This is a genomic window from Pseudomonas entomophila, from assembly GCF_013523125.1.
Classification (GTDB): Bacteria; Pseudomonadota; Gammaproteobacteria; order Pseudomonadales; family Pseudomonadaceae; genus Aquipseudomonas; species Aquipseudomonas entomophila_B.
In genome coordinates this window covers 33,255-47,950 of sequence record NZ_JAAMQJ010000025.1, presented here as the reverse complement: position 1 = coordinate 47,950, position 14,696 = coordinate 33,255, and the positions used below count along the sequence as shown (strand labels likewise).

The 14,696-nt window shown below is 64.9% G+C and carries 10 protein-coding genes; 1 reads left to right on the top strand and 9 read right to left on the bottom strand.

Annotation, left to right across the window (positions count from 1 at the left end; genetic code table 11):
- Positions 1-2 precede the first annotated feature (2 nt).
- The 9 genes from G7007_RS14010 to G7007_RS13970 all read right to left on the bottom strand — a co-directional run bounded on the left by G7007_RS14010 (position 3) and on the right by G7007_RS13970 (position 12,767).
- Positions 3-3,695, bottom strand: coding sequence for a transporter substrate-binding domain-containing protein (locus tag G7007_RS14010; protein ID WP_181102594.1), 3,693 nt, complete (start codon positions 3,693-3,695; stop codon positions 3-5).
- Positions 3,692-4,318 carry a response regulator transcription factor gene (locus G7007_RS14005; protein WP_181102592.1) on the bottom strand — a complete coding sequence of 209 codons (627 nt, stop codon included), beginning with the start codon at positions 4,316-4,318 and terminating at the stop codon, positions 3,692-3,694. The genes G7007_RS14010 and G7007_RS14005 overlap by 4 nt, the downstream gene beginning before the upstream one ends.
- A 21-nt stretch (positions 4,319-4,339) precedes the next feature.
- Positions 4,340-5,077, bottom strand: coding sequence for a molecular chaperone (locus tag G7007_RS14000; protein ID WP_181102590.1), 738 nt, complete (start codon positions 5,075-5,077; stop codon positions 4,340-4,342).
- 114 nt (positions 5,078-5,191) lie between these two features.
- On the bottom strand, positions 5,192-6,412 hold the full coding sequence (locus G7007_RS13995) for a hypothetical protein (protein WP_181102588.1): 1,221 nt from the start codon (positions 6,410-6,412) through the stop codon (positions 5,192-5,194).
- Positions 6,409-8,907, bottom strand: a complete 2,499-nt coding sequence (locus G7007_RS13990; RefSeq protein ID WP_181102586.1) for a TcfC E-set like domain-containing protein — start codon at positions 8,905-8,907, stop codon at positions 6,409-6,411. The genes G7007_RS13995 and G7007_RS13990 overlap by 4 nt, the downstream gene beginning before the upstream one ends.
- 98 nt (positions 8,908-9,005) lie before the next feature.
- A complete protein-coding gene (locus G7007_RS13985) occupies positions 9,006-9,626 on the bottom strand; it encodes a CS1 type fimbrial major subunit (protein WP_308852301.1) in 621 nt (206 codons plus the stop codon).
- Between the two features lie 69 nt (positions 9,627-9,695).
- Positions 9,696-11,360, bottom strand: coding sequence for a cation acetate symporter (locus G7007_RS13980; RefSeq protein ID WP_181102584.1), 1,665 nt, complete (start codon positions 11,358-11,360; stop codon positions 9,696-9,698).
- Positions 11,357-11,668, bottom strand: a complete 312-nt coding sequence (locus tag G7007_RS13975) for a DUF485 domain-containing protein (protein ID WP_181102582.1) — start codon at positions 11,666-11,668, stop codon at positions 11,357-11,359. The genes G7007_RS13980 and G7007_RS13975 overlap by 4 nt, the downstream gene beginning before the upstream one ends.
- A 250-nt stretch (positions 11,669-11,918) precedes the next feature.
- On the bottom strand, positions 11,919-12,767 hold the full coding sequence (locus G7007_RS13970) for a glycine betaine ABC transporter substrate-binding protein (RefSeq protein ID WP_181102580.1): 849 nt from the start codon (positions 12,765-12,767) through the stop codon (positions 11,919-11,921).
- A 218-nt stretch (positions 12,768-12,985) separates the two neighbouring features.
- On the opposite strand from G7007_RS13970, the gene G7007_RS13965 reads away from it, so the two are divergent.
- Positions 12,986-14,560: a glycoside hydrolase family 17 protein gene (locus tag G7007_RS13965; RefSeq protein ID WP_181102578.1), complete on the top strand. Its 1,575-nt coding sequence runs from the start codon at positions 12,986-12,988 to the stop codon at positions 14,558-14,560.
- The last annotated feature ends 136 nt before the right edge of the window (positions 14,561-14,696 follow it).

Here is a 14,696-nt window from a genome sequence, read left to right as displayed (position 1 = left end):
CGTCAGCCTCCATGGCGGGCATTGGCACCGCTGGCATCCTGCAAGTCCGTTGGAGATTCGGGCCGGCCCTGCTCGCGCCGTCCGCGCAGCTCATCCTCGAGCCCCTGCATCGCCTGGCGAACGGCCTCGACCCGTACGTTCAGCACGTCCAGTGAAACCGGTTTGCCCAGGCAACTGCGCTCGACCTGCTCACAGGCCTTGACCAAGGCGCTGGCACGAACCAGCCGTGCCCCTCCCTTGATCCGATGGGCCAGCCTGGCCAGGGCCGGCAGATCGCCACACTCGGCCAGGCGCCTGAGTTCGGTGAGGTCCTGGCGATTACTCTCGAGCAGGTCGCGCAACAACCCCTTGAGCGCACCCGGGTCGTTGCCGGTCAGACGGCGCAGATTGCCCAGGTCGGCATCGATGGCCCCGGCGCCGGTGCTGGAAGGCCCTTGATCGTCCGTGCCAGAGGTACCGAACAAGGCGGCCAGCGCCTTGAGGCTGAGCGGCTTGAACAGGCAGTCATCCATGCCGGCAGCCAGACAGCGGCGGCGCTCGTCGACCACGGCATTGGCGGTGATCCCCACGACCCGGCAGCGCGGCCAGCCGTGGCGCTGCTCATGCAGGCGGATCGCCCGGCACAGCGCGTAGCCATTCATGCCTGGCATGCTGCAATCGCTGATGACCAGGTCGAAACGCCCAGCGATCCATTGGCGCAGGCCCTGGGTGCCATTGTCGGCCGTGCTGGCGTGGTGACCGAGGTAGGCCAGTTGATGGGCCAGCAGCAAGCGGTTGGCCGGATAGTCGTCGACCACCAGGACCCGCAGGCCAGGCCGTGCGTGCAGGGAGGACGCCTCCTGGGACTCGGCAGGCGCCGTCCCACCGGGCTTGGCCTTCGAGGCAGGCTCGACGGCCATCTCGATCTCGATTCGAGTACCGACGCCCAGAGCACTGTGCAGGGCCATGCTCGCGCCCATCAGCTGGCACAGCGTACGGCTGATGGACAGGCCCAGGCCCGCACCACGACCGCTCGACTGGCGGTGATTGCAGGCCTGCCAGAAGGGTTCGCCCAGTCGGGCCAGGTCGGCCTCCGGAATGCCGATACCGGTGTCTTCGACCGTCAGGCTCAGCGTCAGCCGTGCATCCTCGCGTGGCATCAGGCGCAGGTTCACGCGCACCGTGCCGTGCTGGGTGAACTTGATGGCATTGCTGACCAGGTTGGCGAGCACCTGCTTGAACCGCAGCGGATCGATCAGCACGGCGCGCTCGACCTCGCCTTCCAGTTCCAGGTTCAGGTGCAGGCCCTTGGCACGGGCCTGCGGCTGGAACAGTTGCACCACGCTGCCGGCGTGTCGGGCCAGTTGCACCGCCTCCCGGTTGATTTCCAGGTGCCCGGACTCGATCCGCGTGACGTCGAGGATATCGCCGATCAGTGCCAGCAGCCCACGTGCCGCCTCGGACGCCACCTCGATGGACACGCGGTCGAGGATGCCCTGCTCGGCTTTGCGCAACGCCAGTTCCAACGTGCCCAGCACGGCATTCATGGGCGTGCGGATCTCATGGCTCATGGTGGCCAGGAAGTGGGTCTTGGCCTGATTGGCCTGTTCGGCCTCCTCCTTGGCCCGCTGCAGGTCGGCATGCAGTTGGAAGCGTTCGGTGACGTCGATCCAGCCGGCGATCACGCTGGCACCAGCATGGTCACTGCGGCAAGGCAGCATCCAGTGGTAGAAGATGCGCTCGCGGCCATCGGCCAGGCGTACCTGTCGATCCTCGACCTGGGCCTGCCCCGAACACAGCACCTCGCGCCAACCGCGCTGCCAGGCCAGATGCGGCAGGCAGCCAAGCAGTTGACCGACCACTTCCTCGCGACACACGCCCAAGGTTTCCAGGTAGCAGCTGTTGCAGGTGAGCAGCCGACCCTCCCGGTCGCAGACATACAGCGGGTGAGGCGTTCCATCGATCATCACGCGCATGAATTCCAGCTGATCGGCCAGCGCTCGCTCGGCCTGCTCGCGCACCCGTATCAGGCGGCGCAGGTAGCGGACCCAGGCAAGCGCCAGCACCAGCAGCAGCGCGACCGCCGCGAAACCTTGCAACACCTGCTGTCGATGACGGTGCCAGAAACTGTCGCCAACGATCGGCTCGCCCTGCCAACGACGTGCCAGGGCGTCGAGCTCCTGGGGCGAGAGGCTGGCCAGCGCCTTGTTGAGGATCGTGCCCAGCTCCACATCGGCCTGCCGGGTCGCCAGGGCGAACTGTGCCGGTGGCAATGCCAGGCTGGCACTGATACGAAAACTGCCATGGGGCAGACGTGCCGACAACGAGCGTACGCAGACCAGGGGCAGCACTGCCGCATCGACCTGGCCGTCGCTGATCCTGAGGACCGCATCCAGCGGGCCCTGGGTATCCACCTGGGTGATGCCAGGGTAATGCTCGCGCATGTAGGCACGCGGAAAACCACTGGGCAAGGCGGCGACCCGTCGCCCCTGCAACTGCCCCAGATGCGTGGCCGCCTGGTCGTCGGCTGCGGTGACCAGCACCCGCGCCGAGGTCAGGTAGGCCCGGCTGAAGGTCAGGTACTGCTCGCGTGCCGCGCTGGGCGTCAAGGCGCCGATCAGGTCGGCCCGGCCTTGGCGCAACTGGCCGATCATCTGCTCGACCGTGCCGCCGCTGGCGAACTCGAACGTCAGGCCCGTGGCGCGCCCGATGCGTTCGAGCACGTCGACGCTCAAGCCCTTGAAGCGCCCCTCGGCATCCCGGTAGCTCAACGGCAGCATCTGTTCGTCGAGCAGCACCCGTATCCGGCGCCGGCTCTGCAGCCAGCGCTGCTCGGCCGGTGTCAGGACAAGCAGGGCCGGGGTGTGCTCGGCCAGTTGTTCGACGAAGGGCATCCAGCGCTGGCGGATGCGCGCATGCTCACTGTCCGACACGTTGCCCAACAACGTATCGATCAGCGCCGCCAAGGTCTGCTGGTGCGTCGAAAGTGCGAAACCGATCGGCTGCCGCAACCAGCCTGGGCATTCGCGCAGCATGAGGTTGTTCATCTGCGCCCGGCCGACCAGGTAGTGGCTCTCCACGGCGCTGCCGACGAACACGTCGGCCTGCCCGAATGCCACCGCGCCCATGGCCTGACGCGTGGAGGCGTACCCTTGCACCTGTGCCTGCGGGTAGTGCGTGCGCACCTGCGCCAGCGTCCGGTAGCCCTCGCGCATGGCCACGCGCACGACCCCCTCGGCCTGGCAGCCGACCCGATTGTCGTCGCGTATGGCCAGGCGCGGCACGTCCTCGGCGTAGGCGCGCGACAGCAAAAGGTTGGCTTGCTCGGCCTGCTGTCGGGTGATGCCGCCGAGCAGATCGACCCGCCCTTCGCGCAACGCGGTCGTCGCTTCGGCCATGGAGTCGAACGTCTGTACGTCGATCGGCAGGCGTAGGTAGTCGGACAACAATCCGGCGTAGTCGGCCGTGATGCCCTCGTACTCGTGGCTCGGACCGATCACACCGAGCGGGGGTTCATCCGCCTGGACGACGCCCAGGCTCAACGCGCGGCGTGTCCACAGCCAGCGCAGTTGCGCTTCGTCGGGCGGCGCCAGCTTGCGCCCCAGCACCGCACGCCCCTGCAGGTGCGTACGCGGTTCGTCCGCCCGCGCCAGTGGCAGCCACAGCCCCACCAGCATCCAGAGGATCATGGCCAGGCGTGCCAGGGTGATGATCACACCAGACCATTGCGCCTGGCGAGATCCGCCAGGTCGATCAACGACCTCAACCCGAGTTTCTCGATCAGGCGTGCCTTGTAGGTGCTCACGGTCTTGTTGCTCAGCAACATGAGCTCGCCGATCGCCTTGTTGCTCAGCCCCCGTGCCAGGTATTGCAGGATGACCAGCTCGCGATCGCTGAGGCTGGCCAGACAGGCCTTCTCGCTGACCTGTACGTCCTGTCGGCACACCGAGCTGAGCGACACCTCCGGGAAATAGGTGAAGCCCGAGCGAATCGCCAGCACGGCCCGACTCAGCTCGCCCAGATCGTCGGTCTTGCAGATGAAACCGGCCGCGCCTGCCTTCATGCAGCGCAGCGAAAAGGTGTCGGCCATCTGCGAGGTCAGCATCAGCACCCGTGGCGGATGCTCCAGCGCGTTGATGCGTTGCAGGACCTGCATGCCATCGAGCCCAGGCAGCGAAATGTCGAGAATCACCAGGTTGGGGGCATGCTCACGAATCAGTTGAAGGGCCTCGACTCCGCTGTCGGTCTCGCCGATCACCTCGATGTGGTCGCTCTGCAATTGCAGGCGCACGCTGGTGCGGATGAAGGGATGGTCATCGACCACCAATGCTGTGTACATGTCCTTATGCTCCCTACGCCCTCAACCGTTGAAGGTCATGTCCTGGCGTTGTTTGCCTTCGTGCAGCTCGAAACGCAGGAGGCGCCCCGGCTGGGCTGGAAATTCGCGACTGCGTCCGGGCAGCAGATGGTGCTTGGTGGCGGTGTCGCAGTGGGTACCGGAGGCATCGCACTGACGGAAGTGATCCAGCACCACGGTCGCATTGCCTTGGTTGCTCACGTGCAGTTGCCCCCCCTCCAGCCGGGCCGGCGTCTGATAGTGCACGTCGGCAGGGTGCACGAACAGCAGCGTGCCGTAGCCGGTCAGCAGTTGGACCCCGGCCTTGAGACTGTCGCCGTATGCCTTGGCTTCTCGATCGCTCAAGGCGAACTCGTCCCCCTGCTCAGGCAGGACCGGCATGAAGCGCAGGCGGTAGTAGCGCTCCTTGTCGCGCTTGCCCCGGTAGAGAATGCGCATGGCCTGCATGCCACGCGCCGGCACGATCAGCCGGGTCGGGCTGACGATCACGTCCCGCTTGTCCTGCGGTACGTCATCGAGCCTCACTTCGTGGGGTTTGCCCTGGGCGTCGTAGACCAGTTCGGCCACGCTGACCTTGACGAACGCCGTGCTGTCGCCGCCGTTACGCACCCGCTTGAGCAGGGTGCTCGAACCGGGTTCGAGATAGTCGTACAACCCGCCTACGTTGAGTTCCGGGGCAGCCTGCGCCGGCCCATAAGCCAGCCATGCAACCACCAGCACCACCCACCTGCAGCACACCATGCCTTCGCTCCTTGATAATAGCCAGTCGACATCATTGGCGTATTATTCACCGTTTACCGGGGATGAAATGTGGGACTTTTCCCAAATAAAATGAGAAATTTCTGATAGCGCACATCACAGCTCGGCGTCGAACACCACGGTCACCTCACCCTCATAGGTCGTGCCTGCCTCGCCGAGCATGCTGTCCAGGTCGTTGCCCGTCACTTCGAAGGTCAACTGCCCTGGATGGTTGAGCAGGATCTGCTGCGGTTCGAAGACCGGTGCATTCGCCATGCCCGTGGGCAGTGCCACCTTGCGTGCCGCCCCACCGGCGTGCTGGATGTTGCCAGGCAGGCTCAGACTGACCCCGATGGGTACCTGATGGCCGTTCTGGTTGCGGATCGCGCACCCTTGCCCCATACCGATGGCACAGCGCTTGTAGACCTTGAAAGGCCCGGTCGACCACATGCGCAGCGGTATGTCCCGCGACAGGCGAGCAGGTCGTCCCCGACCGCCCAGCCACGCTTGCCATCCCCCTGGCGGCTCCAGCACGGCGCGCTCGGTGCCCGCAGGCCAGATCACATAGAGGTCATGTTCGACGCTCAGCTCGAAATGCACTGTCAGCATCCTGTCGTTGAAGTCAGTCCGATGGCCGAAGTCAAGTTCCGCGCCGGGGCCCATGGTGAACCGCGCGCTGCCTCGGTAGGTGCCCTGCGGCATACCGATCGGTCGTGGCATGATCAAGCGGTACTTGATACCGGTCTTGCTCACTGCGCTGACCGTGGTGTCCCCCGACGTGCCGGTCCTGGTCCAGCACTCCTGTGGATTGAGAGGGTTCTTGATGCTCCAGACGAAGCGTGCCCGACCCTTCATCGAGGTATTGACCACCAGGCTGCAACCGGACTGCGGGGCGCCCATCACCGGCATGGGGTCGCGCACCCCACTGATCCACTGCAACTGCTGACTGAACTCGGTGAACTGGAAGGTCACTTTGTAGTTGTCGCCCGTCGAAGTGTTGGTAACCGTCACATCGCGCGACGGCGGCATCCTGAAATAGAACAGGTCACGGTTGTCTCCCGTGCCCTGCACCGTTTCCTTGGTGTAGGCGATCGGCAATTCCACGGTGGTGCTATCGCCGGCACTGCACAGAAAGGACCATTCCGAGCAGAATTCGGCGGGTGGCGTGGTGTTCTCGAACCGGCCGCTGGCGTCGCCCCGGTAACTCGCGGAAATCGTCGCTTCGGCCGCCTGGGCGGCCTGTGTCAACAGGCTTGCCAACACCAGCAGGAGCAATGCCCCTGGGCCGGCCATGCGCAAAAGACCACGCACGGCTGGCCGGCTTGTCCTTGGGTTCAACTTTCACCTCCTTCGATCCAGTGGGCGCCTTGCGCCAGCGAGTCATGGCTGCAGGTCAGGTCGCCTGCCAGAACGACGGCTTCCTCACGCCGAAGGGTGTCCAACGGGACATCCAGCCGACACAGTGACCGTTTGCCTCGGCGTATCTCCAGCACCGGTTCGGACTGACTCAACTGCACGGCGAAATACCCATCTGCCTCGCTGACACCCCGGCTGGCATGATTGATCACCGAGACGCCCCCCAGCGCCTGCCCGTGTGCATCGACCAGCCGCCCAAGCAGGGTCACCGTGCGTAGCACGTGCAGTTCCTGGTAGGTGACGCCTCCTCGATTGAGGTGATAGTCGATGCTCGAGGGCTGGATCACGGCTGCCGGATCACGGGTGTCGGCAAAGTCGAACTGCACGTGCCCGGCTTTATAGGCAGATACCGGCACCACGTTGCGTCCGGGACGCAACACGGTGCTGCCGCCTTGGCTGTCGTCGGCCCGCAGGCGCAGTTCGGGCAGATCGCCCTTCACATCCACGATCAGGCCGGCTTCGGGCGGCATGAACTGACCGCTCAAGGCCAGTTCGCCCTCGCCCACCGCCACCAGGCTGTGCAGGTTCAGGCCGGTATTGAGGCCATTGTTGTAGGAAGACGTCTGGGCATACGCATCGCCGTACAGGTATTGGTTGTGGAATTGGGCATTGCCCGAGAAACCCACACCGTAGCGGTCGAAGCTGGCGGTTCCCGCGACCGTGCGCAGGGGTCCCGCCTCGACGTCCTGCTGATAGGTCAGCGAGGCATTCTGGTCCCGAGCGCCGTCACGAGACGTGCGGCTGCCCAGCGTGACGCCGAAGCGGCGGCCTGGCTCGCCCAGGCTCATGCTCAGGCTCAGGTTGACGCCACGGTTGCGCGCCAAGCCAGTGCTCAGCGAGCCAGGCCGGTCGAACAGCGACAACCGCCAGTTGGCATCCGACCCCATCACCTTGCCGTAGAACGCCCACCCCAGATCGACGCCCAGGCCATTGGCCGCTCCGGAGCTGTGTGCCAGCCGCACGGTGGCCGTGCTTCGCTGGGTGACGCGGCGGTTCAAGGTGAACGATGTCTGTACCACGTCGTCCTGGTCCGAGCGCACCCGACGCACGGACTCGGACGGCGACACTCGGCTGCGGCTATGACTGAGCACCAGCGAACCGCTGGCCTGACTGTGGATCACCTGCAGGTCATAGCCGTTGCCTTTGCCTTCGGTCTGGTAGAGGTTGCCATACAGCTTGAGCCGTTCATCGATGTCCCAATCCAGCGAGGAGCCGTACTGCATGGACTGATCGACGTGCTGGGCCGACAGGCCCAGCACGATCCCGGGCTTGAGCAGGTAATTGGTCAGCACGCCAGCACTGAGGCTGCCGCCCTGTTCGTCTTCCCAGTTGCTCAGCAGATTCGACTGGCGGCCCAGGTAGAGGTTGTAGCGCCAGCGCGCATCCAGGTTGCGCCAGTTCGAAGGCTTGTAGACGAACTCCTGGGTACGTGAGGTTTCCTGGCCATCTTCGACCAGGCGCACTTCGATTTCATAGATACCCGACGGCAGCACACGGGTGTCGAGGGTCTGCAGGCCGGGTTGCACCGCCTGGCTGTTGATCAGCGATCCATTGCGGTAGATCTCGACGATCCCCGCCCGATTGGGCGTCACGTAGATGGGCGTGGAACTGGGTTGGCCGCTGTCCATCAACAGGCTGTCGCTGCTGCCGAACATCACACCCAGCGTGCTGTCGGGGGTTTTCCCGTAGAAGCGGGGCTGGCGTGTCAGCCCCTGCGCACCGGGGGTGAAATAACCGAGGCGGTAGAACCGATCGTCGATCACGCGTTCGCCGTAGAACTGATCGAGGCGATAGCGGGTACCCTGGCGCTCGTCGCTGCCATGATCGACCAGTGCATCGGCCAAGGTGGTCCAGTCGCCGAGGCTGCCTCGCGCTTGTGCGGCATAATGTCCCGTGGTGGTGCGTTCACCGCCCACCACATTGAGCTGGTTGCGCAGCAACAGGCCATGCCCGCCTGCCGTCGGCAACTCGTAGTAGCGTGCCCCCTCGCCTTGCTGCTCGACGCGGTCGGTCAGCAGCGACAACTGGGAATTGACCAGGCTGTAGTGGATGGCCTTGAGCCCGTCCGCACAGTCGACCTGGCAATCGCCGAGCGGCCGACCGTCTGCCAGACGCGCCTGCCAGCGCCGGCGTGTCGAGGGGGGCTCCTGGCTGTCGTGGGTATCGGTGAACTCCAGCAGTTGTATCTGCTCGTCGCGCGAGAGCACGACCAAGGCATCGCCCAGGTAGCGGCCGTCGATGTCCACTCTCACCGCAAGCGGCACGTCGAAGAAGTGCGCCTCGAAATCGCTGGGCAAGCCTTGGGCGATGGTGCCAAGCACCGAGCCGCGGGCATGGCCCGGTGTGGCGAGCAGCCCCAGGCAGAAGCCGCAGACGAGCCAGGGACGCCAGGAGGCGAGTAACAGGGAATTGGCCATGAAGCGTTCCGTTGGCAATACCGCCCCCTGCCCCTGCGACCGAACGCAGGAGACGAGGGCAGGCAATGACGGATGGGAAGGTAGGCGCGCGCCTCAGATCAAGGTGCTGCAGTCTCGAAGACCATGCTGATCAGGCCTTGGTAGCTGCCGGGGGTGTAGGTGGCATTGTTCGCCGCAGCGGCCACCTGGAAACCGACGATGGCGCCGGCACTGGCCTGGGCCGCACCCACGACTTCGGTCGAGGTCGGCTTGAGCGTGGTGCCCGCGACCTTGACGTCCAGATCGATCGAATTGGCGCCGTCGGAGATGATCGCTGGCGACATCAGGTAGGCCGAGATCGGGCCGACGGTGCTCTTGACTTGCAGCTGCTTGTCGATGGTTCCGAACGAGGACTGAAACGAATTCCACGGCAGCTCCTGTGGATCGTTCATCCAGCCGCCGCCCACAGGCTCTACGTAGAAGGCGGCCGTAGGTACGGTGGCGATGACCTGCACTTGCTTCTCGATCGGGTCGGCAGCCATCGCGGCAGTGGCAGTCAAAAGGGCAAATGGCAGAGCCAGAAGGGTGCGTTTCACGAATTCAATCTCCTTGGAAAAACCTGCGAGCACATCGCAGGTGGGATTGTCAGCCCGGCTGATGCCGTTGACAGGCAGGATTATTCGCAAATGCTTGTAGGCCCACATCCAGACCGTTCCGAACGTGGTGTGGAAATTTCCCAAGGTTTTTACACCACGTCCTAACGAAAAACGCCCCGCAAGCGGGGCGTTTCGACGATCAGGCCGTGGCGGTCAGTGCGAGACGGCGCCACTGGCCCCCAGACCGGTCTGCGAACGCACGAACTGTGGCATGAACAGCGCACGTTCCTTCTCGGCCGCTGCCGACTTGTCGGTGACCGAGAAGAACCAGATCCCGACGAAGGCGATCAGCATCGAGAACAGCGCCGGGTATTCGTACGGGTAGATCGGCGTGGCATGCCCAAGGATCTGCACCCAGATGGTCGGGCCGAGCACCATCAGCGTCACCGCACTGATCAGGCCGAGCCAGCCGCCGATCATCGCGCCGCGGGTGGTCAGGCGCTTCCAGTACATCGAAAGCAGCAGCACCGGGAAGTTGCAACTGGCCGCGATGGAGAACGCCAGGCCGACCATGAAGGCGATGTTCTGGCTTTCGAACAGGATGCCCAGGCCGATGGCCAGGATGCCCAGGGCCACGGTGGTGATCTTCGACACGCGGATCTCGTCACGGTCGTTGGCCTTGCCCTTGCGCCAGACGCTGGCGTACAGGTCATGGGACACCGCCGAAGCGCCGGCCAGGGTCAGCCCGGCGACCACCGCCAGGATGGTGGCGAAGGCCACGGCCGAGATGAAGCCGAGGAACACGCTGCCGCCCACTGCGTCGGCCAGGTGCACCGCCGCCATGTTGTTGCCGCCGATCAGGGCACCGGCGGCGTCCTTGAAGTCCGGGTTGGTGCTGACCAGCAGAATCGCGCCGAAGCCGATGATGAAGGTCAGGATGTAGAAGTAGCCGATGAACCCGGTGGCGTACAGCACGCTCTTGCGCGCTTCCTTGGCGTCGCTGACGGTGAAGAAGCGCATCAGGATGTGCGGCAGGCCGGCGGTGCCGAACATCAGCGCCAGGCCCAGGGAGAACGCCGAGATCGGGTCCTTGACCAGGCCGCCCGGGCTCATGATCGCCTCACCCTTGGGGTGCACGTCGATGGCCTGGGAGAACAGCGCGTTGAAGTCGAAGTTGACGTGCTTCATGACCATCAGCGCCATGAAACTGGCCCCCGAGAGCAGCAGCACTGCCTTGATGATCTGCACCCAGGTAGTGGCCAGCATGCCGCCGAACAGCACGTACAGGCACATCAGGATGCCCACCAGGATCACCGCGATATGGTAGTCCAGGCCGAACAGCAGCTGGATCAGCTTGCCGGCACCGACCATCTGCGCGATCAGGTAGAACGCCACCACCACCAGCGAGCCGGAGGCCGACAGGGTGCGGATCTGCTTCTGCCCCAGACGGTACGACGCCACGTCGGCGAAGGTGTACTTGCCCAGGTTGCGCAGACGCTCGGCGATCAGGAAGAGGATGATCGGCCAGCCGACCAGAAAACCGATGGAGTAGATCAGTCCGTCGTAGCCCGAGGTGAACACCAGTGCGGAAATACCCAGGAAGGACGCCGCCGACATGTAGTCACCGGCGATCGCCAGGCCGTTCTGGAAACCGGTGATCCGGCCGCCAGCGGCGTAGTAGTCGGACGCCGACTTGTTGCGCTTGGAGGCCCAGTAGGTGATGCACAGGGTGAAGCCGACGAACGCCAGGAACATGACGATGGCCGAGACGTTCAGCGGCTGCTTCTGCACCTCGCCGGTCAGCGCGTCGGCAGCCCACACGGCGGGCGCGAAGGCCCCGATGGCCAGCACGGCCAGGGTATGGAAGGGACGGCTCATGGCTGCGCCTCCTTCAGGATCGCCTTGTTCAGCTCATCGAACTCGCCATTGGCACGGCGCACGTAGAGGGCGGTCAGGACGAAGGCCGAGAGGATCAGGCCGACGCCCAGGGGAATGCCCCAGGTGATCGACGAGTCGGCGGCGATGCGCGTGCCCAGCACCTGGGGACCGTAGGCGATCAACAGGATGAAGGCGCAGTACAGGCCAAGCATGATGGCGGAGAGGAGCCACGCGAAGCGTTCGCGCTTGGCGACCAGCTCCTTGAACCGTGGACTGTTCTGTATCGAAAGGTAAATGCTGTCGTTCATTGTTTTTGTCCTAGCAGCACAGAGTAGGTAGAACCCACCTCCACTTTAGGCCGCCGTGGGCGCCCAGCCAGACGACCTTAGTCTTATAGGTAAGGGTGTGTTGCAGGAGGGGTAACAATGTGGGGGGAGGAAAAGGATGAGAGGGGGAGCTACAAGCTACAAGCTACAAGCTACAAGCTAAGGGACCATAACCTTTGGCTCGGCTTGCAGCTTGCAGCTCGACAGTAGGGTCAGCCACCCACGACGAGGCTTACTGCCCTACCCACGCCTTCACGCGCTCGGGGTGCTTGGCGACCCAGTCCTTCGCCGCCGCTTCCGGCTTGGCGCCTTCCTGAATGGCCAGCATCACCTCGCCGATCTCGTCCTTGGACTGCCAGGAGAACTTGCGCAGAAACTGCGCCACGTCCGGCGCCTTGGCTTCGAGTGCCTTGCTGCCGATGCTGTTGACGGTCTCGGCAGCGCCATACACACCCTTCGGATCGTCCAGGAATTTCAATTTCCACTTGGCGAACATCCAGTGCGGCACCCAGCCGGTCACCACGATCGGCTGCTCCTTGGCATAGGCACGGCCCAGTTCGGAGGTCATCGCCGCGCCCGAGCTGGCCTGCAGCTTGTAGCCGGTCAAGTCGTAGTCCTTGATCGCCTGATCGGTCTTGAGCATGACCCCGGATCCGGCGTCGATGCCGACGATCTTCTGCTTGAAGTCATCGCTGCCCTTGAGGTCGGCAACGCTGGTGGCCGTGACGTACTCCGGCACGATCAGGCCGATGCGCGCTTCCTTGAAGTTGGCGCCGTAGTCGACCACCTTGTCCTTGTTCTTGGCCCAGTATTCACCATGGGTCACCGGCAACCAGGCCGAGAGCATGGCATCGAGCTTGCCGGTGGCCACGCCCTGCCACAGGATGCCCGTGGCCACGGGCTTGAGGTCGACATCGTAGCCCAGCTTCTGCTTGATGACCTCGGCGGCCACATGGGTGGTCGCCACACTGTCCGACCACCCATCCACGTAGCCGATGCTGACTTGCTTGGCCATGGCCTGCCCAGCGCCCATGGCCAGAACCATCGCCGTACCCACCCCCAGAAAACGTCGCAGCTTCATCACGGCATGCCTCTTTCAGGTCTTGGAGACTGCATCATCGGCCTGTGCCCTGTGCCGTCCGGGTCTGCATGCGACCTCCAGCGAGCGCTGAGCGACTGCGCATGGCTATCCACGCCATCGACGCCGGCCGCTCAGCGCGATCCTTGCATGACGACACTTGACGTTCACCGACGACGATGCCTAGCTACCTCCTTCGCACCTGACGATGGATCGACGCGATGCCTGCTTTCGTTCGCCACCCGTGGTTCACCTGCCTGCTGGTCTGCCTGGGGGTGCTGCTGGCACTGGGCGAGTTCTGGCACGCGCTCGGCAAGCCCGTGCAGCTGCCCGATGCCGCCAGTGCGGCGCACCGGCTGCAATGCGCGTCCTACACGCCGTTCGACAAGGACCAGTCGCCGTTCGACCAGCCCTTCGTTCTGCGCCCGGCGCGCCTGGACGCCGACCTGGCCCTGCTGGCCCGACGCTTCCAATGCATTCGAACCTACTCCATGACCGGGCTCGAGGCCATCCCGGCGCTGGCACGCCAGCATGGCTTGAAGGTCATGCTCGGGGCGTGGGTCAACGCCAACCCGGTGGACACCGACCGGGAAGTGACGACGCTCATCGAAGCGGCCAACGCCAACCCGGACGTGGTCACGGCGGTGATCGTCGGCAACGAGACGCTGCTGCGCAAGGAAGTGACCGAGGCACGCCTGGTCGAGCTGATCGAACGGGTCAAGCGCAAGGTGCAGGTGCCGGTGACCTATGCCGACGTGTGGGAATTCTGGCTGCAGCACCCGCGCCTCGCGCCGGCCGTGGACTTCCTGACGATCCATCTGTTGCCCTATTGGGAGGACGACCCACGCGGCATCGACGACGCCTTGGCTCACGTCGCCGACGTGCGCCGCGTGTTCGGCCAGCGTTTCGCGCCCAAGAACATTTTGATCGGCGAGACCGGCTGGCCCAGCGCAGGCCGACAACGGGAAACCGCCGTGCCGAGCCGCCTCAACGAAGCGCGCTTCATTCGTGGCTTCGTTGCCCAGGCGGAGATCGAGGGCTGGCAGTACAACCTCATCGAAGCGTTCGACCAGCCTTGGAAGCGGGCCAGTGAAGGCGCCGTGGGGGGCTACTGGGGGTTGTATGATGCCGACCGGCAGGACAAAGGCATTCTGGAGGGGCCGGTGAGCAATCTGCCGCACTGGCAGGCGTGGTGGTGGGTCGGCGCCGGTGTCGTGGTCCTCACGCTGGGGCTGGCGGGGCGACCTCATGATCGACGTGCGGCGCTGTGGCTGCCTTTGCTGGGTGGCGTGGCGGCCGTGGGCCTGGGCTTGTGGGGCGAGCTGACCCTCAGCCACGCCCGCTTCGCCAGCGAAGGGCTGTGGGCTGCGCTGCTGATCGGGTTGAACCTGGCCGTGCTGACCCACACCGCCCTGGCGCTGGGCCAGCGCCAGGGCTGGCGTGGACGGGCCTATGCCTGGCTGCAGGCGCGTGCGGGCTGGCTGTTGCTGGCGGCAGGGTTCGCGGCGGCGGTCAGTAGCCTGGCCCTGGTGTTCGACCCTCGTTACCGCAGCTTCCCCAGCGCGGCGTTGCTGTTGCCGGCGGTGGTGTACCTGGTCAGGCCGGTGCGTGCGTCGCGGCCTGAACTGGCCTTGCTGGGGGGTATCGTGGGCCTGGGCATCGTCCCGCAGCTGTACCAGGAAGGGTTGGCCAACGGCCAGGCGCTGGGCTGGGCGGGGGTCAGCGGGCTGATGGTCGGAGCGCTGTGGCGAGGGTGGTGGTCAGGGGGTGGCGGAGGCGAAAGGGATCATGGGTGAGCCGTTTCAAGAGGCTTCATGAAACGATGCGTCGACTGTCTTGGACCCGGCGGGCCCAATCGCGGCACTGCCCCCCACACACGTTGGATCGCATTGCTGATCTGCCAGACTTGCGCGACCTTTCTGAGCGGCCCCT